The sequence below is a fragment of the Amycolatopsis sp. NPDC005003 genome, from assembly GCF_053600695.1.
The window spans coordinates 14,218-37,043 of sequence record NZ_JBSGAI010000014.1 but is presented as its reverse complement, the minus strand read 5'-3'; the positions used below and the strand labels follow the sequence as shown (position 1 = coordinate 37,043).

Below are 22,826 nucleotides of genomic sequence, written 5' to 3'. Positions count from 1 at the left end.
GGAAAGGAAGATCTCATGCAGGACGACGCCGAATTCCAGGTGCTGGTCAACGACGAGGGCCAGTACTCGCTGTGGCCGGTGGCCAACGAGGTACCCGCCGGCTGGCGCGCCGACGGCTTCCGCGGCGGCCGCCAGGAGTGCATGGACCACGTCGACGAGGTGTGGACCGACATGCGGCCGCTGAGCCTGCAGCGGCAGATGGCCGCCGACGGCTGAGCCGCCGCCCCTGCCGTCCCCCTTGAACCGACGCGGAAGGTCCCCACCTCATGCCCTCACCATCGACGCTTTCCCAGTCCTCCCTGCGGGTTCCGCTCGCCAAGGCGGACAGCCGGCTGCAGCGGCTGCTCGCCGGCCTCGCCCACAAGCACGGCGTCCCGGCCGCCCAGCTGGTCGTCACCGACGGCGGCCGGACCGAGTCGGTCACGGCCGGCGAGATCACCGCCGAGGCGAAGTTCCCGGTCGGTTCCATCACGAAGGCGTTCACCGCGGCAGTGGCGATGCTGCTCGTCGCCGACGGCGACCTGGACCCGGACGACCCGCTCGGCGAGCACCTGGACGGTCTCGGCCCCCAGGTCGGCCTGCCCACCGTCGGGCAGGTCCTGAGCCACACCGGCGGGCTGCCCGCCGGGCTCGGCGCCGCCGCCGAGGAGGCCGGCTCGGCTCGCCGGTACCTGCGGGTGTGCCGCGACGCCGGGCTCGTCCAGCCGCCCGGGCAAGGCTTCTCCTACTCCAACGTCGGGTACGTGCTCGCCGGGTACGTGGTCGAGGCCATCACCGGGATGAGCTGGTGGGAGGCGGTGGAGTCGCTCCTGCTCCGCGAACTCGGCATCGACAGCGCGTTCGTCGTGGAGCCGGGTGCGCGGCGCCGCCCCGGCGGCCACGTCAGCGGGCACGCCGTGCACGCCGCGACCGGCCGCGCCCGGCCGGTCGCGCAGACCGTGACCGCCGCCGAGGCCGCGACCGGGGCGCTCGCCCTCAGCGCCGAGGACCTCGCCGCCTTCGGCCGCATGTTCTGCGGCGGCGACGGACCCCTGCCGGCCGACCTGGCCGAGCTGATGCACCGTCCGGTCCCGGGCGCGGAGCCGTTCGGGCTGGCCGACACGTGGGGGCTCGGCTTGGCGGGCTACCGGGGGGCGGACGCAGACTGCCGTCTTTCGGGGGCTCCGGGTGGCGGAGCCCCCGGCCCGAGGCGGAGCCTCGGATGTCACTGCCGTCTTTCGGGGGCTCCGGGTGGCGGAGCCCCCGGCCCGAGGCGGAGCCTCGGATGTCACTGGGTGGGGCACGACGGCACCGCGGACGGCACTTCCTGCCACCTGCGGGTGGACCCCGGGCACGGCCGGATCGTCGCGCTCACCACCAACGGGAGCACCGGCTCGGCGCTGTGGGTCGACCTGGTCGCCGCCCTGCGCGCCGAAGGCCTGCCGGTCGGCGACTACGAGCTGCCCGGCGGCCTCGACCGCGCCGCCCGCCCGGCCACCGACCTCTCGGGCCACTACACCAACGGCGACCTCGAGTACCAGGTCGACGTCCGCGCGGACGGCGCCGTCCTCGTCGTCGACGGCGAGGTCTACCCGGAGCTGGCCCTGCTGCGCGACGGGTCGTTCTCGGTGCGCGAACCCGCCACCGGCCGCCGCATCATCGGCGGCCGCTTCCTGACCGACCCGGCCACCGGCACGGTCAGCGCCATGCAGGCCGGCGGCCGCGTCGCCCGGCGGCGCCGGGCCTCCTGACCGCGTCCCCGGACCACTCCCGACTCCAGCTGTGAGGAACGAAAAGCGATGACCACCTCGAGGAAGAGCCGCATCGACGCGCTGCCCGCGGAGCTGCGGGAGACGCTCAAGCGCCGGCTGGCCGGGCGGGCGGAGCGGTCCGACGTCATCGGCCGGGCGCCGCGGGAAGGCGCCCTGCCGCTGTCGTTCGCCCAGCAGCGGCTGTGGTTCCTCGACGAGTTCCGGCCCGGGGACGCGGAGTACAACAGCGCGGTGGCGCTGCGGCTGACCGGGCCGCTCGACACCGGCGTGCTCACCGGCGCGCTGGAGCAGCTGGTGGCCCGCCACGAAGCCCTGCGCACCACCATCGACGACACCGGCGGCAGCCCGGTGCAGGTCATCCACGACACGCCGGAGATCCCGGTGCGGACGGTCGACCTGACCACCGAGGAGGCCGACCTCGACGCGGTGTTGGGCGCGGAGTACGGCCGGTCGTTCGACCTGCGCCGCGGGCCGCTGGTGCGGGTGCTGCTGGTGCGGGTCGCCGAGGAGGACCACGTCCTGCTGCTCACCGCCCACCACATCGTCACCGACGGCGCCTCGATGGGCATCCTGGTCGGCGAGCTCGGTGCGCTCTACGCGGCCGCCGTCCGCGGCGAGCCCGCGAACCTCCCCGAACCGGCGGTCCAGTACGCCGACTTCGCCGTGTGGCAGCGGAACCGGCTCGCCGGGCCCGCTCTCGACCGGCACCTCGCCTACTGGACCACCCAGCTGGCCGGGGTCGAGCCACTCGACCTGCCGACCGACCGGCCCCGGCCGGCCGTGCGCACGACCGCGGGTGCCGTGCACCGCTTCCGCGTCCCGGCCGAGGTCGCGTCCGGGCTGGCCGAGCTGGCCCGGGTCCACGACACCACGCTGTACACCGTGCTGCTCGCCGCCTGCCAGGTGCTCTTCGCCCGCTACACCGGCCGCACCGATGTCGCGGTGGGCAGCGTGGTCTCCGGCCGGAACCGGCCCGAACTGCAGCGGACGGTCGGCTTCTTCGTCGACACCGTCGTCATCCGGTCCACTGTGGGTCGTGCGGAGCCGTTCGGGACGTTCCTGGACGCGGTCCGCACGACCGTGCTGGAGGCTTTCGACCACGCCGAAACCCCGTTCGAGAAACTGGTCGAAGCGCTGCGGGTCGACCGCGACCCCAGCCGCAACCCGCTGTTCGACGTGATGGTGCTGCTGCAGGGCGGCCAGGGCGGGCAGCCGGACTTCGCCGGGCTGACGGCCGAACCGGTCGAGGTGACCCGCCGGGCGGCCACGTTCGACCTCACCGTCGAGTTCCAGCCGGCCGCGGCCGCGCTCGAGGGATCGCTGGAGTACAACACCGACCTGTTCGACGCGCGGACCGTCGCCGCGCTGGCCGAACATCTCACCGTGCTGCTCACCGCGATCGCCGCCGGGGCGCAGCGCCCGGTCGGCGACCTGGATCTGCTCACCGACGGCGATCGCGAGCGCGTGTTGCGGGCGTTCAACGACACGGCGTACCCGGTGGCCGAGGCCACCGTCGTCAGCCGGTTCGCCGACCAGGTCCGCCGGACCCCGGACTCGCTTGCGGTCGACGATCTGACCTATGCGGAGCTGGATGCCCGCGCGGACGGGCTGGCGTCCCGATTGGCCGAGCTGGGCGTGGGTGTGGAGGACCGGGTCGGGGTGCTGCTGGAGCGCTCCGCCGACGTCGTCGTGGCCGAGCTGGCGGTGTTGAAGGCGGGGGCGGCGTATGTGCCGGTGGACCTGCGCGCGCCGGAGAGCCGGATGCGGCTGGTCCTGGCCGAAGCGGGTGTCTCCGTGGTCATCGCCGATCGGTCCTGTTCGGACATCCACAGTGGACCGGTGGCCCGGGTGGGCGAGACCGGTCCGGAGGGTGCGCCCGTCGTGGTGCGGCCCGGGAATCTGGCCTACGTGATGTACACGTCGGGTTCGACCGGGACGCCGAAGGGCGTCGCGGTGACCCATCGCGACATCGTGGCCCTGGCTTCGGATCGGTCGTTCGCGGGTGCGGCGCACCGGACGGTGTTGCTGCATTCGCCGCAGGCGTTCGACGCTTCGACGTATGAGGTGTGGGTGCCGTTGCTCAACGGCGGCCATGTGGTGGTCGCGCCGCCGGGTGATGTGGATGCCGAGGTGGTGCGTGACGCCGTCACGCAGCGGGGAGTGCGGGCACTGTGGCTGACCGCCGGGCTGTTCCGGTTGCTGGCGCAGGTGGATCCCGCCTGCCTGCGCGGGGTCCTGGAGGTGTGGACGGGCGGCGACGTCGTGCCTGCCGCCGCGGTCCGGCAGGTGCGGGAGGCTTGTCCCGGCCTGACCGTCGTGGACGGTTACGGGCCGACCGAGACGACGACGTTCGCGAGCCGGTATTTCCTTGCCCCCGATGACGCGGTTCCGGACGCGATGCCGATCGGTCGCCCGTTGGACAACATGGCCGCCTATGTCCTGGACGAGGGGTTGCGGCCGGTCCCGCCGGGGGTGGCGGGCGAGTTGTTCATCGCCGGTGCGGGGGTGTCCCGTGGGTACCTCGGCCGGGCCGGGTTGACGGCGGAACGGTTCGTGCCCAACCCGTTCGGGGTGCCGGGGGAGCGGATGTACCGCACCGGTGACGTCGTCCGTTGGTCCGGGGACGGGGTGCTGGAGTTCGTCGGCCGGGCCGATGATCAGGTGAAGATCCGCGGTTTCCGGATCGAGCCGGGCGAGATCGAGACGGCCTTGGCCGCACACCCGGAGGTCACCGAAGCCGTGGTCGTCGCCCGGGACCGGCGGCTTGTTGCCTACGTCGTCACCACCGGCAAGCCGGACCTGCGGGCGTGGCTGCAGCGGGACCTGCCCGACTACATGGTGCCCTCGGCGTTCGTGACGCTCGACGCGCTTCCGTTGAGCGCCAACGGGAAGGTCGACCGCAAGGCGCTCCCGGAGCCCAGCGCCCCGGCGGACGGCGGCCAGGCCTACGTGCCCGCGCGCACCGCCGTCGAACACCAGCTGGTGGCCATCTGGTCCGCCGTGCTCGGCACCGACCGCATCGGCGTGGAGGACAACTTCTTCGGCCTCGGCGGCGACTCGATCCTGTCCATCCAGGTGGTCGCCCAAGCCCGCCAGGCCGGCCTGCGGCTCACCTCGCGCGACATCTTCCTGCACCAGACCATCGCCGGCCTCGCGACCGCCGCGCAGGCCACCGCGGCACCCGCCCCGGCCGCGGTGCCGGTCGCCGGGCCCGCGCCGCTGACCCCGATCCAGCACTGGTTCTTCGCCACCCACGGGCCGCTGAACCACTTCACCATGTCGCAGCTGCTGGAGCTGCCCGCCGACGTCGACCGGCAGGCGCTGCGGACCGCCGTCGACGCGGTCGTCGCCCACCACGAAGCCCTCCGGACCCGGTTCTTCACCGTCGACGGGCAGTGGCGGCAGGAGGTCACGCCCGCCGCGCCGACCGGGGTGCTGCGGATCCGGGACCTGTCCTCGCTCGGCGAGGCCGGGCAGCGCGCCGGCATCGAGGCCGCGGCCGCCCAGGTGCGTGCCGGGCTGGACCTGGCCACCGGCACCCTCGCCGGCGCGGTGCTGCTCGTCCGCGGCACCCTGCCGCCGCTGCTGTTCCTGGCCGTGCACCACCTCGTGGCCGACGGGGTGTCGCTGCGGCTGCTGCTCGGCGACCTCGAAACCGCCTACCGCCAGGCCGCCGCCGGGGCGGAAATCCGGCTCCCGGCCACGGCCACGGCGTTCACCCAGTGGGCGCACCTGCTGGAGCAGCACGTCCGCGACGGGGGATTCGACGACGACCTCGAGCACTGGACGCAGGTGGCCGGCCGGGTGCCGGCGGCGCTGCCCGCCGACCACGCGGGCGCCGGGACCACCGGCTCCACCCGCACGCCCGCTTTTCGGGGGTCCGGGTGGCGAAGCCCCCGGCCCGGGGCGAAGCCCCGGTTGTCACAGCTGACCGTCACCCTCGGCGCCGAAGACACCGACGCGCTGCTGCACCGCGTCCCCGCCGCCTACCGGACCCAGGTCAACGACGTGCTGCTGAGCGCGCTCGGGCGGGCACTGGCGGACCGGACGGGCCAGGACGGCGTCCTGATCGCGCTGGAGGGGCACGGCCGCGAGGACGTCCTCGACGGCGTCGACCTCTCCCGCACGGTCGGCTGGTTCACCACGCAGTTCCCGGTGGCGCTCGACCTGCCGCCGTCGCGGGACTGGGGGGCGACCCTCAAGGCGGTCAAGGAGCAGCTGCGGGCCGTCCCGCGCCGGGGCCTGAGCTACGAGGCCCTGCGCCACCTCGGCGAGCCCGGTGCGCGGGGCCACGCCCTGCAGGCGTTCCCGCTGCCGCAGATCTGCTTCAACTACCACGGCCGCTGGGACGCCGGGTCCGGTGGCGACGGCCTGTTCCGCGGCCGGCACGACAGCCCCGGTTCGGAGATCGCCCCCGAAGAAGCAAGCACCCACCAGCTGGACGTCGTCGGCGTCGTCGAGTCCGGCGAGCTGTCGTTGACCTGGTCCTACTCCGACCAGGTCAACGACTCCGAGACGGTCCGGGAGCTGGCCGAGGCGATGCTGGCGGGCCTGCGGGAGATCGTCGCGCACTGCGCGCTGCCCGGCAGCGGCGGGCGCACCCCGTCGGACTTCCCGCTCGCCCGGCTCGACCAGTCCACTGTAGACAGGCTGGTGGGCGACGGTCGCGAGGTCGAGGACGTCTACCCGCTGACCCCGTTGCAGGCGGGCATGCTGTTCCACACCCTGCTCGATCCCGTCCACACCCTGCTCGATCCCGCCGCCGGCGCCTACGTCGACCAGGCCCGGATGCTCCTGGACGGTGTCCGCGACCCCGCCGCGTTCGCGCTGGCCTGGCAGCAGGTCGCCGACCGGACCCCGGTCCTGCGCACGCGGCTGGTCTGGGACGGCGTCGAAGAGCCCCTGCAGGTGGTGCAGCGCCGGGCCGCCCTGCCGATCACGCAGCACGACTGGCGCGAGCTGCCGGAGGCCGAGCGGAACGCGCGGCTGGAACGGCTTTCGGCCGAAGACGCCGCCGCCGGGGTGGGCCTGACCACCGCCCCGCTGACGCGGCTGGCCGTCGTGGCGCTGACCCCCGACCGGGTGCTGCTGGTGTGGACCTTCCACCACATCGTGCTCGACGGCTGGAGCCTGGCGCAGCTGTTCACCGAGGTGTGCGAGCAGTACGCCGCCCTCACCGAGCACCGCGCGCCCCGGGTGCCGGCCCACCGGCCGTTCCGCGACTACCTCGGCTGGCTGGCCGCGCAGGACGGCACGGCGGCCGAGGAGCACTGGCGCGCGGTGCTGTCCGGCTTCGCCGCCCCGACCCCGCTGCCCTGGGACCGGTCCCCGGCGAGCGCGCACCGCACGAGCTCCTCGCGGACCACCCGGGCCGCCTTGTCCACGGAGGACACCGCGCGGCTGCGGGAGGTGGCCGGGCACCACGGCCTGACCGTCAACACCCTCGTGCAGGGCGCGTGGGCGCTGCTGCTGGCCCACCACAGCGGCGAGTCCGACGTCGTGTTCGGCACCACTGTCTCCGGCCGCCCCGACGACCTGCCGGGCGTGGAATCCATGGTCGGGATGTTCATCAACACCATCCCGACGCGGACGCGGATCGACCGCGGCGAACCGGTGCTCGCCTGGCTGCGGCGGCTGCAGGACGAGCAGAACCAGGCCCGGCGGTACGACTTCCTCGCGCTCGGGAAGCTGCGCACCCTCAGCGATGTCCCGCCGGCGGAGAACCTGTTCGACAGCATGGTCGCGTTCGAGAACTACCCGTTCGACGAGAACGCCGCCGCGCGGGCCGGGGTGACCCTGCGCGAGGTCACCGCCCTCGACGCCACCACCTTCCCGGTCACCCTCCGCGCCTACGTCGACCGTCGCCTGGGCCTCGAGCTCTGCACCGACCCGGCGCTGTTCGACGAGGAGACCGCGGCCGCGCTGGTGGCCCGCCTGGAGACCCTGCTGCTGGGCCTCGCCGAGGACCCGGACCGCCCGATCGCCCGGCTGCCGTGGCTGTCGGCCGGAGACCGCGCGCAGCTGGTGGCGGACGAGCCCGTTCCGCTGCCCGCGCCGACGATCACCGAGCTGTTCGCCGCCCGGGTGGCGGCGAACCCCGGCGCCGTCGCGCTCACCGACGGCGGCACCCACCTGACCTACGCCGGGCTCGACGCGCGGGCGAACCGCCTGGCGCACCGGCTGATCGCGCTCGGCGCGGGGCCCGAGCGGTTCGTCGCCCTGCGCCTGCCGCGCTCGGCCGCGCAGGTCGTCGCGATCCTCGCCGTGCTCAAGGCCGGGGCCGCGTACCTGCCGATCGACCCGGCCACGCCGGCCGCGCGCGTCGACCGGATGCTCGCCGACACCGACCCCGTCACCGTCCTCGGGCCCGAAGACGTCGAGGTGGACTCGGGTCCCGACACCGACCCGCCGGTGCGCTGCACCCCGGACCACCCCGCCTACGTCATCTACACCTCCGGTTCGACCGGGGTGCCCAAGGGCGTGGTGATCCCGCACCGCAACGTCACCCGCCTGTTCGCCGCCACCGACGCCCGATTCGGCTTCGGCACCGACGACGTCTGGACGCTGTTCCACTCCTACGCGTTCGACTTCTCCGTCTGGGAGATCTGGGGCCCGCTGCTGCACGGCGGCCGGCTCGTCGTCGTGCCGCACGGCGTCTCCCGCTCGCCGCGGGAGTTCCTCCGCCTGCTGGCCGACGAAGGCGTCACCGTGCTCAACCAGACGCCGTCGGCGTTCTACCAGCTCGCCCGGGCCGACGAGGACGATCCCGAGACCGGGGCCCGGCTCGCCCTGCGGTACGTCGTCTTCGGCGGCGAGGCCCTCGACACGCGGCGGCTGACCGGCTGGTTCGCCCGCCACGGCGACCGCACGCCGCGCCTGGTGAACATGTACGGCATCACCGAAACCACCGTGCACGTCACCCACCACGACCTGGTGTCCGATACGGACAGTCCGGGCATCATCGGCACCGCGCTGCCCGACCTGCGCGGGTACGTCCTCGACGCCGACCTCAACCCGGTCCCGGCCGGGGTGCCCGGCGAGCTCTACGTAGCCGGCGACGGCCTGGCCCGCGGCTACCTGGGCCGCCCCGGCCTGTCCGCCGCCCGGTTCGTCGCCGACCCCTTCGGCGCACCCGGGTCCCGCATGTACCGGTCCGGCGACCGGGTGTCCCGCACCCGCGGCGGCGCCCTGCGGTACCACGGCCGCGCCGACCACCAGGTGAAGATCCGCGGCTTCCGCATCGAACCGGGCGAGATCGAGGCCACCCTGCTCGCCCTGGCCGACGTCGGCTCGGCGGCGGTGCTGGCCCGCGAGGACGAACCCGGCCGCAAGCGGCTGGTCGCCTACGTCGTCCCGGCGACGCCGGACGCCCCGCCGAGCGCGGCACGGCTGCGCGAACACCTGGGCCGGTCGCTGCCGGACTACATGGTCCCCTCGGCCTTCGTCACGCTCGGCGAACTGCCCTTGACCCGCAACGGGAAGCTGGACCAGCGGGCCCTGCCGGCGCCGGCCGCGACGGACCCCGAGAACTTCGTCGAACCCCGCACCGAAACCGAACGCACGGTCGCGACGGTCCTGGCCAGGACGCTCGGCCTGGAGCGCGTCGGAGCCGACGGCAACTTCTTCACCCTCGGCGGGGATTCCATCCTCAGCATCCGGTTCACGTCCGCGCTGCGCGAGGCCTTCGGCGTCGACGTGTCGCCGCGGACGGTGTTCGACCACCCGACGGTCGCGGGCCTGGCGGCCGTACTGCCCGCCGCGTCCGCCACGCCGCCCACCGCGGCGATCACGCGAGCGGACCGCGACGGCGAACTGCCGCTGTCCTTCGCCCAGCAGCGGTTGTGGTTCCTCGACGACTTCGTCCCGGACAACCCCGAGCACGTCACGGTCTTCGGCGTGCGGCTGCGCGGGGACCTGCGGCCCGACGCCCTCGCCCGGGCGCTCACCGCGCTGATCGCCCGGCACGAGTCGCTGCGCACCACGTTCCCGGCCGTCGACGGACGGCCCCGCCAGGTCGTCGGGCCGCCCTGGCCGCTCGCCCTGCCGGTCACCGAGCTCGCCGGCGCAGAAGCGGAGGAGGACCTGCGGCGGCTGCTGGCCGAGGACCTCGCCCGGCCGTTCGACCTGGCCGAGGGGCCGTTGCTGCGGGCGCGGCTGGTCCGCGTGGCGCCGGACGACCACGCGCTCGTGCTCGCGCTGCACCACATCATCACCGACGGCTGGTCGATGGGTGTGCTCGCCGGTGAGCTGGTCACCCTCTACGGCGACGAGAACGCCGAACTGCCCGCACTGCCCGTCCAGTACGCGGACTTCGCCGCGTGGCAGCGCACCCGGCTGACCGGTGCCTTCCTCGACGACCAGCTCGGCTTCTGGCGGCGTGAACTCGACGGCCTGCGCCCGCTGGACCTGCCGACCGACCGCCCCCGGCCGGCGACCCGGACGGCGAACGGCGCCGAACTCGGGTTCACCCTCGGCGCCGAGGCCCTCGCCGGGCTGCACCGGCTGTGCCGCGACTCCGGCACCACCCTGTTCACGGCGCTGGTCGCGGCCTGCCAGCTGGTGCTGCGGCGCTGGTCGGGCCAGGACGACGTGGTCGTCGGCACGGTGACCTCCGGGCGGGACCACCCGGAGGTGCAGAACCTCGTCGGCCTCTTCGTCAACACCGTCGTGCTGCGGTCGCGCGTCGACGGGCGCCAGGGGTTCGGCGAGCTGCTCGGCACCGTCCGCCGGACGGTCCTCGACGCGTTCGCCCACCAGGAGGTGCCGTTCGAGCGGATCGTCGACGAGCTCAGCCCGGAACGGGACCCGAGCCGCACCCCGCTGTTCGAGGTGCTGGTGACCCTGCAGAACATCGGCACCGGCCTGCCCGCCCTCGCCGGCCTCACCGCGAGCGAGCTCGAGCTGCCGATGACCACCGCCGAGTTCGACCTGGGCATCGAGTTCGAGGAGCACGCGAGCGGCCTGCGCGGCCAGCTGAACTACAACACCGACCTCTTCGACGCGGCGACGATGCGGCGCTTCGCCGAACACCTCACGATGCTGCTCACCGCCGTCGCGGCCGAGCCGGACCGGCCGGTCGACGCGCTGCCGCTGCTGCCCGCGGCCGAGCGCGAACTGGTGACCGAGACGTGGAACGACACCGCGCTGGACGTGCCCGCGGTGACCGTCGCCGAGCTGTTCGAGGCGCAGGCCCGGCACACTCCGGACGTGACCGCGCTGGTCGCCGGGGACACCGAGCTGACCTTCGCGGAGCTGAATGCTCGCGCCAACCGCCTGGCCCGGCACCTGGTTGCGCAGGGTGCGGGTCCGGAGCGGGTGGTGGCGCTCGCGCTTCCGCGCACGGCCGACGCGATCGTCGGCTTCCTGGCGGTGCTGAAGGCCGGTGCGGTGTACCTGCCGATCGACCCGGCGTTGCCCGCCGACCGGAAAGAGCTGCTGCTGCGGGACGCCGGGGCGAGCCTGGTCCTCGGACCGTCCGAAATGGAGCCGGGGGAGCACTCCGACGCGGATCTCACCGACGCGGACCGGATCGCGCCGTTGCGGCCGGAGAACACGGCTTACGTCATCTACACCTCGGGGTCGACCGGTCGCCCGAAGGGCGTGGCGGTCCCGTACCGGAACTTGACGAACCTGTTGGTCAACCACCGCAACGACTTCGCCCCGCCGGGGCAGCGGTTGCGGGTGGCGTTGACGGCGACGTTGTCGTTCGACACGTCGCTGGAAGGTCCGGTGCTGATGGCCGACGGCCACGAGCTGCACCTGATCGGCGAGGACGTCCGGCTCGACCCGGAGGCGTTGGTCGATTACATCGCCGAGCGCCGGATCGATTTCCTGGACCTCACTCCGACGTACCTGCGCAGGTTGCTGCCCGCGGGGCTGCTGTCGGATTCGCGGCACCGGCCGAAGGTCCTGATGCTGGGTGGCGAGGCCCTGGACGAAACGCTCTGGCGTGAGCTGGCGGCTGCGGAAACGACCGTGGCGCACAACTTCTACGGCCCGACCGAGTACACAGTGGACGCCATCTCGTGCCGGGTGGGCGAGCACGACCGGCCGGTCTTGGGGCGGCCGCTGGCCAACACCCGCGCCTACGTCCTCGATGAGAATCTGCGGCTGGTGCCCGCCGGGGTGCCGGGTGAGCTGTTCCTGGCCGGGGCGCAGCTGGTCCGCGGCTACCTGGGCCGCCCGGGGCGGACGGCGGGGAGCTTTGTCGCCAATCCGTTCGGCGAGCCCGGTGAGCGGATGTATCGCACCGGTGACCGGGTGCGCTGGACGTCGGACGGTCAGCTGGAGTATCTCGGCCGGCTGGACGACCAGGTGAAGATCCGGGGCTTCCGGGTCGAGCCGGGCGAGGTCGAAGCCGCCTTGACGCGCCTGCCCGAGGTCGCCGGGGCTGTCGTGGTGGCCGGCAAGTCCGAGGACGGGCACGCCCGGTTGGTGGCCTACGTGGTCTCGACGGCGGATCCGACGTGGCTGCGGACGGCGTTGAAGGAGACGCTGCCCGACTACCTGGTGCCCTCGGTGTTCGTCCCGATCGAGGCGATTCCGCTGACCCCGCAAGGCAAAGTGGACCGCCGCGCTCTGCCCGCGCCCACCGTGCACCCCGGCCCGGCCGAGGGCCGGACGGCTCCGCGCACGGACACCGAGCGGCTGCTGGCGGAGATCTGGGCCGACGTCCTCGGCGTGCCGGAACCGGGGGTGGACGACAACTTCTTCGCCCTCGGCGGCGACTCGATCCTGTCCATCCAGGTCGTTTCGCAGGCCCGGCGCCACGGCCTGCGGCTGACCTCGCGGGACGTCTTCCGCCACCAGAACATCGCCGAGCTGGCCCTCGTCGCCGGCACCGAAGCACCCGCCGAACCCGAAGCCGGGTTCACCGGCGCGGCGCCGCTCACCCCGATCCAGCGGTGGTTCTTCGAAACCGGCGCCGTCGACCACTTCACCATGTCCACGCTCGCCGAACTCGACCCGGACGTGGCGATCCCGGCCCTCGAAACCGCGCTGGCCGCGGTGCTGGCCCGCCACGACGCCCTGCGCACCCGGTTCACCCACACCCCGGACGGGTGGCGGCAGGAGTTCTCGCCCGACGCGGAGATCCCGGCGCTCCGGCACACTTCCGCTGCGGACATCAGCGCGGTCGCCGCCGAAGCGCGCGCCACGCTGCGGGTCGAAGGCGGCCCGCTCGCCGCCGCCGTGCTGATCACTTCCGAGTCGCGGCCGCCGCGGCTGCTGCTGGTCGTCCACCACCTGGTGGTCGACGGCGTGTCGTGGCGGATCCTGTTCGGAGACCTGGAAACCGCCTACCGCCAGGTGGTGTCCGGCCGGCCGGTCGACCTCGGCCCGGCCCCGGTCAGCTACCTCCGCTGGGCCGACCGCCTCGCCGGGCACTCGTTCGACGCCGAACTGCCGTACTGGACCGAAGCACTCGACGGCGTCGACCCCGGCCTGCCGGTGGATGCGGCGGGGGAGAACACCGCCGGAAGCGCCCGCACCTTCACCGTCGACCTGGACGCCGCCGCCACCGACGCCCTGCTGCGCCAGGTCCCGGAGGTCTACCGCACCCAGGTCAACGACGTCCTGCTCAGCGCACTCGGCCGCGTACTGGCCCGCTGGACCGGCCGCGAACGCGTGCTGGTCTCTCTGGAAGGACACGGCCGCGAAGAGATCTTCGACGACCTCGACCTCTCCCGCACGGTCGGCTGGTTCACCGCCGAGTTCCCGGTCGCGCTCACCCTTCCGGCGACCGAAGACTGGGGACCGACGCTGAAGGCGGTCAAGGAACAGCTGCGGGCGGTGCCCGGCAAGGGCCTCGGTTACGGCTCGCTGGCCCTGCGCGACGCCCCGGTGCCGCAGATTTCGCTGAACTACCACGGGCAGTGGAGCGGTGGCGGCGAAGCCGGCGGGCTGTACCGCGGGTGGGGCGGCGACCTCGGTCCCGACGCCGCCCCCGAGCGGCCGCGCGGCGCCCTGCTCGACGTCGTCGGCATCGTCGACGACGGCCGGCTCGAACTCGCCTGGACCTACTCGCCCCAGGTGCACCGGGAAGACACCGTGCGCGGGCTCGCCGAGCAGGTCGCGGCGGCACTGCGCGAGATCGTCGCGCACTGCGCCGCCCCGGACGCCGGCGGCCGCACGCCGTCCGACTTCCCGCTCGCCCGGCTGAGCCAGTCCGAAGTGGACGCCGTGGCCGGCGACGGGCGCGCGGTCGAGGACATCTACCCGCTCACCCCGCTGCAGGCCGGCATGGTGTTCCACACCCTGCTCGACGGCGGCTCCCCGGCCTACTTCGAACAGGTCCGCGTGCGCCTCGCCGGCGTCGCCGACCCCGCGGGCCTCGCCGCGGCCTGGCAGCGGGTGGTCGACCGCACGCCGGTGCTGCGCACCCGGCTCGTCTGGACCGGCGTGGAAGAGCCGGTGCAGGTGGTCGATCGCACCGCGACCCTGCCGGTCGTCCACCACGACTGGCGCGACCTCGGCCCGGCCGCGCGGGAAACCGCCCTGCGGGAGCTCATGGAAGCCGACCGGGCCACCCCGCTGGACCTGACCCGGGCTCCGCTGACCCGGCTGGCCATCGCCGCCCTGCCCGGCGACGAGGTCGAGCTGCTCTGGACCTGCCACCACGTCGTCCTCGACGGCTGGAGCACCGCCCAGGTCTTCGCCGAGGCCTGCGAGGAGTACGCCGCCGCGACTGCCGGCGGCCGCCCTGCCCTGGTCTCCCGGCGCCCGTACCGGGACTACCTCGGCTGGCTGGCCGGCCGCGACCAGGCCGCCGCCGACGCGTTCTGGCGGACCACCCTGACCGGCTTCGACACGCCCACCGCGTTGCCCTATGACCGCCCGCCGGCCCAGGCCCACGAGGCCCGCTCCACCGACTCGGTCAAGATCGAGCTGCCCCCGGCCGCGACGCTGCGGCTGCGGGAGTTCGCCGGCACCCACGGCCTCACCGTCAACACCCTCGTCCAGGGCGGCTGGGCACTGCTGCTGGCGCTGGTCTCCGGCGACCGCGACGTGCTGTTCGGCACCACCGTGTCCGGCCGCCCGGCCGACCTGCCCGGCGTCGAGACGATGATCGGCCTGTTCATCAACACCATCCCGACCCGCGTCCGCGTGGACGGCACCCAGCCCGTCGCGCGGTGGCTGGGACAGCTGCAGGCGGCCCAGAGCGAAGCCCGCGACCACGACTTCGTGTCGCTGACCCGGCTGCGCCCGCTCAGCGACGTGCCCGCCGGGCAGAACCTGTTCGACAGCATGGTGGTCTTCGAGAACTACCCGATCAGCGAGCCCGCCACCGCGGGCGCGCCCCGGGTCGCCGAGGTCACCGCGGCCGACGCCACGAACTTCCCGCTGTGCCTGCGGGCGTATCTGGGTGACGGCCTCAGCCTCGACCTCGCCTACGACCCGGCGCTGTTCGACCCGGGCACGATCACGGGGCTGACCGAGCGGCTGGTCTTCCTGCTCGACGCCGTCACCGCGGACCCGGACCGGCCCTTGGCCCGGGTGCCGTGGGCCGGCGCCGCCGAACGCGCGCGGGTGCTCGCCGACGCCCACGGTCCCGACGCGGCGGGGACACCGGCCACGGTGCCCGCGCTGTTCGCCGACCGGGTGCGGCGCCAGCCGGCGGCCCCCGCCGTGCTCGACGGCGACCGGACGCTGACCTACGCCGAGCTCGACGAGCGGGCGAACCACCTGGCCCGGCAGCTGGCCGAGCTGGGCGTCGCCACCGAGGACCGGATCGGGCTGCTGCTCGAACCGTCGGTCGAGCACGTCGTCGCCGAGCTCGCCGTGCTGAAGGCCGGCGCGGCCTACGTGCCGCTGGACACCCGGGCGCCGCACGAGCGGCTGCGTGCCGTGCTCGCCGAGGCCGGGGTGTCGGTCGTGGTTTCCGGCGACACCCAGGTGCCCGCCGCCGAAGCCGTCCACAGTGGACCGGTACTGACGGTCGGCGAGCAGCGGTCGGCCACCGCGCCCGAACCGGTGGTCGATCCGGAAAACCTCGCCTACGTCATGTACACCTCCGGCTCCACCGGCGTGCCCAAGGGCGTCGCCGTGCGCCACCGCGACATCACCGCGCTTGCCCGGGACGGCCGGTTCGCCGGCGGCGCCCACACGCGGGTCCTTTCCCACTCGCCGCTGGCCTTCGACGCCTCCACCTACGAGCTGTGGGTCCCGCTGCTCAACGGAGGTGCGACGGTGCTGCCCGGCGAGCCGGACCTGACCGTGGAGTCGTTGCGGCGCGCGGTGTCCGAGCACGACGTGACGGCGGCGTGGCTGACGGCCGGGCTCTTCCGGCTGCTCGCCCAGGACGCCCCGGACTGCCTGCGCGGCCTGCGCGAGGTGTGGACGGGCGGCGACGTCGTCCCGCCCGCCGTGGTGCGGGCGGTCCAGGCCGCGTGCCCGGGGCTGGTCGTGGTGGACGGCTACGGCCCCACCGAGACGACCACCTTCGCCACCTCCTTCCGGATGACCGGCGAGACCGGCGTCCCCGAGCCCGTGCCGATCGGCCGCCCCGTGGACGGCATGCGCGCGTACGTGCTGGACGCCGAGCTGCGGCCGTTGCCCGCCGGCGCCCCCGGCGAACTGTGCCTGGCCGGCGCGGGGCTGGCGCGCGGCTACCTCGGCCGCCCCGGCTTGACGGCCGAGCGGTTCGTCGCCGACCCGTTCGGCGCGCCGGGGGAGCGGATGTACCGCACCGGCGACGTCGTCCGGCGCGGACCCGGCGGGGAGCTGGTGTTCCTCGGCCGGTCCGACGACCAGGTCAAGCTGCGCGGGTTCCGGATCGAGCTCGCCGAGGTCGAGGCCGTGCTGGCCGCGCACCCGGCGATCGCGCAGGCGGTCGCGTCCGTCCACACCGACGAGCCGGGCACCCGCCGCCTGATCGCGTACGTCGTCCCGGCTCCCGGGCGGGCCGCGGACCCCGCGGAGCTGCAGGCGCACGCCGCCGCGGCCCTGCCCGAGTACATGGTGCCCGCCGTCGTCCTGGTGCTGCCCGCGCTTCCGTTGAACCGCAACGGGAAGGTCGACCGCCGGGCGCTCCCCGCCCCGGACGGCCCACTGACCTCGCGACAGCCCTACGCCGAGCCGGCCACCGCGACCGAGCGCGCGGTCGCCGGGATCTGGCAGCGGCTGCTCGGCGTCGAGCGGGTCGGGGCGAAGGACAACTTCTTCGAGCTCGGCGGCGACTCGATCCTCAGCATCCGGCTCGTTTCCCGGCTGCTGGCCGACTGCGGTGTCTCGCTGTCGCCGCGGGCGGTGTTCGCCCACCCGACGGTCTCCCGGCTCGCCGCCGCGATCGAAACCGTCGGGGCCACCGCCGAGGACCCGATCCCGGCCTTGCCCCGCGACGGCGAACTGCCGCAGTCCTTCGCCCAGCAGCGGCTGTGGTTCCTCGACGAGTTCGAGCCCGGCGGCACCGAGTACGTCACCGGGTCCGCCGTACGGCTGCGCGGCGACCTGGACGTCGACGCGCTCGCGGCGGCGTTCACCGCACTGGTCGCCCGGCACGAACCGCTGCGGACCACCTTCGGCTCGGCCGAGGGCCGCGGCGTCCAGTTCGTGCACCCGCCCGCGCCGGTCCCGGTGCCGGTCACCGATCTGACCGGCCGGCCCGAGGACACCCGGGAGGAAGCGCTCGCGGAAATCCTGCGCGCCGACGGCGAACAGCCCTTCGACCTGCGCGAAGGACCGCTGCTGCGTACCAGCCTGATCCGGCTCGCCCCCGAGGAGCACGTGCTCCTCGTGACCGTGCACCACATCGTCACCGACGGCTGGTCGAACGGGATCATCGCCGAAGAGATCGGCCGGCTCTACGAGGCCGCGCTGCGCGGCGAGCAGGCCGACCTGCCGCCCTTGCCGGTGCAGTACGCGGACTTCGCGGCCTGGCAACGCGGCCGCCTCGCCGAGCGGGTGCTCGCCGGGCAGGTCGAGTACTGGACCGAGCGGCTGCGCGACCTCACCCCGCTGCAGCTGCCCACCGACCGGCCCCGGCCGCCGGTGCGCACCACCCGCGGCGCGATCCGGGAGGTCACCGTCCCGGCGGCGGTCACCGCCCGGCTCGAGCAGGTGAGCCGGCACCGGGAGACGACCCTGTTCACCACCCTCGTCGCCGCCTGCCAGGTCCTGCTCGGCCGCTGGGCCGGCCAGGACGACGTGGTCGTCGGCACGGTCGCCTCCGGCCGCGAGCGGCCCGAGCTGGAAGGACTCGTCGGGTTCTTCGTCAACACCCTGGTGCTGCGCTCGCGGGTCCGCCCGGACCGGACCTTCACGGCGTTCCTCGACGAGGTCGCCGTCGGGGTCCGCGAGGCGTTCGACCACCAGGACCTGCCGTTCGAGCGGGTCGTCGACGCCGTGCAGCCGAGCCGGGATCCCAGCCGCACCCCGTTGTTCGACGTGCTGGTGGCCCTGCAGAACACCAGCGGCCGCCTGCCCGCCTTCGCCGGCCTCACCGCCGGCGAGCTGGAGCTGCCGATGACCACCGCCGAGTTCGACCTGAGCGTCGAGTTCCAGCCGGACGGGGACGTGCTGCGGGTCGCCCTGACCTACAACACCGACCTGTTCGAGGCCCGCACGATCGACCGGCTGGCCGAGCACCTGGGCGTCCTGCTCGCCGGGATCGCCGAGGACCCGGACCGGCCGGTCGACGCGCTGCCGCTGCTGGCCGCGGCCGAGCGCGAACTGGTGACCGAGACGTGGAACGACACCGCGCTGGACGTGCCCGCGGCCACCGTCACCGAGCTGTTCGAGGCGCAGGCCCAGCGGCGTCCGGAGGAGACCGCGCTGGTCGCCGGGGATGTCACCTTGAGCTTCGGCGAGCTGAATGCTCGCGCCAACCGCCTGGCCCGGCACCTGGTTGCGCAGGGTGCGGGTCCGGAGCAGGTGGTGGCACTGGTGTTGCCGCGTACTGCGGACGCGATCATCGCTTTCCTGGCGGTGCTGAAGGCCGGTGCGGTGTACCTGCCGATCGATCCGGCGTTGCCTGCCGACCGGATCGAGCTGCTGCTGCGGGACGCCGGGGCGAGTCTGGTCCTGGGGCCGTCGGAAATGGCGGCCGGGCTGGAGGAGTACTCCGCCGCGGACCTGACCGACGCCGACCGGGTTGCGCCGCTACGGCCGGACAACACGGCCTATGTCATCTACACCTCCGGTTCCACCGGCCGTCCGAAGGGCGTGGCGGTCCCGTACCGGAACCTGACGAACCTGCTCTTCAACCACCGCAACGACTTCGCCCCACCGGAGCAGCGGCTGCGCGTGGCGCTGACCGCCACGCTGTCGTTCGACACGTCCTTGGAAGGCCCGGTGCTGATGGCCGACGGCCATGAACTGCACCTGATCGGCGAGGACGTCCGGCTCGACCCGGATGCACTGGTCGGCTACATCGCCGAGCGCCGCATCGATTTCCTGGACCTGACCCCGACCTATCTGCGCCGATTGATTCCCGCCGGGTTGCTGTCGGATCCGCGGCACCGGCCGAAGATCCTCATGCTCGGCGGTGAAGCCCTCGACGAAGCGCTTTGGCGTGAGCTGGCGGCTGCGGAAGTCACCGTGGCGCACAACTTCTACGGCCCGACCGAGTACACAGTGGATGCCATCTCGTGCCGGGTCGGCGACAGCGACCGACCGGTTCTGGGTCGCCCGCTGGCCAACACGCGAGCCTATGTCCTCGATGAGAGCCTGCGGCTGGTGCCCGCCGGGGTGCCGGGCGAGCTGTTCCTGGCCGGGGCTCAGCTGGCCCGCGGTTATCTCGGCAGGCCGGGGCGGACGGCCGGGAGCTTTGTCGCCAATCCGTTCGGCGAGCCCGGTGAACGCATGTACCGCACCGGCGACCGGGTCCGCTGGACGTCGGACGGTCAGTTGGAGTACCTGGGCCGGCTGGACGACCAGGTGAAAATCCGGGGGTTCCGGGTCGAGCCGGGCGAGGTCGAAGCCGCATTGACGAGCCTGCCGGAGGTCGCGGCCGCGGTCGTGGTGGCGATCCGGCCGGAGGAAGGGCACGCCCGGCTGGTCGCCTACGTCGTCTCGGCCGCGGACCCGGCGTCGCTGCGGACAGCGCTGAAAGAGACGCTGCCCGACTACCTGGTGCCCTCGGTGTTCGTGCCCATCGACGCGATTCCACTGACCCCGCAAGGCAAAGTCGACCGCCGCGCCCTGCCCGCGGTCGACGGTGCCGCCGAACCGGGCACCCGCCACGTCGAGCCGTCGACCCCGGCCGAACGGGTGCTCTGCGAGATCTGGGCCCAGGTCCTCGGCCTCGACCGGGTCGGCACCGCGGACAACTTCTTCGAGCTGGGCGGCGATTCCATCCTCAGCATGCAGGTCGTGTCCCAGGCCCGCCGGGCCGGTCTGCAGCTGTCCACGAAGGACATCTTCCTGCACCAGACCGTCGCCGCGCTGGCGCCCGTGGCCGGGGCGGTGGCCGAGGCCGCGGAGCCGGACCGGCCGGTCACCGGACCGGTGCCGCTGACCCCGATCCAGGACTGGTTCTTCGCCCACCACACCGTCAACCCGCACCACTTCAACCAGTCCATGCTGGTCGAGCTCGCCGACGGCTTCGACGCCGGCGCGCTGGAGCGGGCCCTGGCCGCGGTGTGGACCCAGCACGACGCCCTCCGGATGCGCTTCACCCGCACCGAGGAGGGCTGGCACCAGCACAACGCCGACGTCGACCCGGTGCCCGTGCTGCGTCACGAGGACCTGAGCGCGGTGCCCGAGGCCGAGCGGCGGGCCGCGCTGGCGCGGATCGCCGACGACGTCCACGCCGGGTTCGACCTCACCCGCGGCCCGCTGCTGGCCGCCGTCCTGGCCACCGCCGGCGACGGGTGGCGGGCGAGGCTGTTCCTCGCCATCCACCACGTCGTGGTCGACGCCGTCTCCTGGCGCGTCCTGCTCGACGACCTCGACACCGCCTACCGGCAGGCCGCCCGGGGCGGCCCGATCGACCTCGGCCCGCGGACGACGTCGTTCCGGGACTGGGCGCACCGCCTCCGCGACCACGTCCGCGACGGCGGGTTCGACGACGAACTGGCCTACTGGACCGGATTGCCGGACTCGGGACCGCTGCCGGTGGACCACGACGGCGGGACCACCGGCACGGCGGAGGTCACTGTGGCGCTCGACGCCGGCGACACCGACGCCTTGCTGCGCTCGGCGCCGTCGGCCTACCGCACCCGCGTCAACGACGTCCTGCTCACCGCGCTGGCGTGGGCACTGGCCCGGTGGACCGGGCGCCCGGACGTGTCGATCGCCCTGGAAGGCCACGGCCGGGAGGACGTCCTCGACGGCGTCGACCTCACCCGGACCGTCGGCTGGTTCACCACCCTGTACCCGGTGGCGCTGTCCGCCGACGGCGCGGACGACCCGGACTGGCGGACGCTGGTCAAGTCGGTCCGCAAGCAGCTGCGGGCCGTGCCGGGCAACGGGTTCGGCTACGGCGCGCTCCGCCACCTCGGCGACCCGGACGTGCGGGAGCGGTTCGCCGGCACCGGGCCGCAGCCGCAGATCACCTTCAACTACCTCGGCCAGTGGGACGGTAGCGGGAAAGCGGCGGCCGAGGGTCTCTACACCGCGGTCCGCGGCTCGCTCGGCCTCGACCACGACCCGGCCGAGCACCGCCCGCACCTGCTCGACCTGGTCGGCGCGGTCCAGGACGGCGAGCTGGTGTTCACCCTGATCTACCAGCCCGGCCGGCACGACCGGCGGACCGTCGAACGGGTGGCCGGCGACTTCGCGGCCGCGCTCCGGCGGATCGCGGCCGACAGCCAGGCGCCGGCCCGCCGGAAGGAGCGGCGGTGAGCACGCGGCTGTCCCGGAACCGGGACTACCAGCTGCTGTGGGGCAGCCAGGCGCTGTCGGAGGCCGGGTTCAGCGCGTCGATGATCGCGTTGCCGCTGCTGGTGCTGGCGGTGACCGGCTCGCCGGCGCTGTCCGGGCTGGTGCTCGGCGTGGACGCGATGGCCCAGCTCGTCGCGGGGCTGCCCGCGGGCGCCCTGGCGGACCGCTGGGACCGCAAGAAGATCCTGCTCGGCTGCGAGGCCGGCTACGCGCTGGCGGTGGCGAGCCTGGCGGCGGCGATCTGGTGGGACGTGGTGAGCGTCGCGCACCTGGTCGCCGTCGCGGCGGTCATGGGCTGCTGCCGGTCGCTGTTCGGCCCGGCCGAAGACGCGATGCTGGCCGGCGTGGTGCGCGCGGACCAGCTGTCCACCGCGGTGGCGATGAACTCCGCGCGCGGCGCGCTCGGCCAGCTGTCGGGCACCGCGGCCGGCGGGTTCCTCTACGCGCTGGGGCGGGCCGTCCCGTTCGCCTTCGACCTGCTGGCCCACCTGGTTTCGCTGGTCGCCCTCTGCTTCGTCCGGGCACCGCGCCGCGAGGAAGCGCCGTCCGACGGCCGGCACCTCGGCCGGGAGATCGTCGAGGGGCTGCGCTGGGTGTGGTCGGTGCGGCACGTCCGCGCCACCATGGCGTGCGCGGTGAGCCTGAACTTCTTCTTCAGCGCCTACTACATCGTCGTGATCGTGCTGGCCCAGCAGCGGGGCGTCACCTCGGGCGAGATCGGCGTGATGGCCGCGATGCTGGGGGTCGGCGGGGTGCTGGGCTCCCTGATCGCGCCGTACCTGCAGCGGCGGCTCAGCCCCTACGTGTCGATCATGAGCGTGTTCTGGGTGCTGACCCTGCTCACCCCGCTGGCGGCCGTGATCCACGACGGCTACCTGCTGGCGGCGCTGTTCGTGGCGATGGCCCTCTCGCCGCCGACCGCCAACACGACGATCGGCACCTACCAGCTGCTGCTCACCCCCGACCGGTTGCGCGGCCGCCTGACCAGCGTGCTGGGCGTGATCTCCGGGGTGTCCGCGGCGACCGGGCCGGCCTTCGGCGGCCTGGTGGTGCAGACGTTCCCCGGCACGGACGCCGTCCTGCTGTGCGCGGCCGGGATCGCCCTGGTGACCATCGTCGTCACGATCAGCCCCACCCTGCGCCGGTTCCCCCGCGCCGACACGCTCGTCACCGCCGGGACCGCCCCGGAGAACCGGTCGTGACCGCTCGCCGGCGATGCCGGCGGGTGGTCGACGTTCCGGATGCGCCTTCACT

General features: G+C 73.9%; 4 protein-coding genes. All 4 read left to right on the top strand.

The window, feature by feature from the left end:
- The first annotated feature begins 15 nt into the window (after positions 1–15).
- From ACWED2_RS18100 to ACWED2_RS18085, 4 genes are read left to right on the top strand one after another with little or no spacing between them, the layout of a single operon-like run.
- Positions 16–216: an MbtH family protein gene (locus ACWED2_RS18100; RefSeq protein WP_013224966.1), complete on the top strand. Its 201-nt coding sequence runs from the start codon at positions 16–18 to the stop codon at positions 214–216.
- A 50-nt stretch (positions 217–266) separates the two neighbouring features.
- The gene (locus tag ACWED2_RS18095; protein WP_449691624.1) at positions 267–1,730 is read left to right on the top strand and encodes a serine hydrolase domain-containing protein; all 1,464 of its coding nucleotides are present in this window, start codon (positions 267–269) and stop codon (positions 1,728–1,730) included.
- 48 nt (positions 1,731–1,778) lie between these two features.
- A complete protein-coding gene (locus ACWED2_RS18090) occupies positions 1,779–21,533 on the top strand; it encodes a non-ribosomal peptide synthase/polyketide synthase (protein WP_449691623.1) in 19,755 nt (6,584 codons plus the stop codon).
- Positions 21,530–22,774, top strand: coding sequence for an MFS transporter (locus tag ACWED2_RS18085; protein WP_449691622.1), 1,245 nt, complete (start codon positions 21,530–21,532; stop codon positions 22,772–22,774). Before ACWED2_RS18090 ends, ACWED2_RS18085 begins: the two co-directional genes overlap by 4 nt.
- Positions 22,775–22,826 lie beyond the last annotated feature (52 nt).

Coding starts and splice junctions, on each gene's coding strand:
- ACWED2_RS18095 (WP_449691624.1), top strand. CDS start 267: ATGCCCTCACCATCGACGCTTTCCCAGTCCTCCCTGCGGGTTCCGCTC.
- ACWED2_RS18100 (WP_013224966.1), top strand. CDS start 16: ATGCAGGACGACGCCGAATTCCAGGTGCTGGTCAACGACGAGGGCCAG.
- ACWED2_RS18090 (WP_449691623.1), top strand. CDS start 1,779: ATGACCACCTCGAGGAAGAGCCGCATCGACGCGCTGCCCGCGGAGCTG.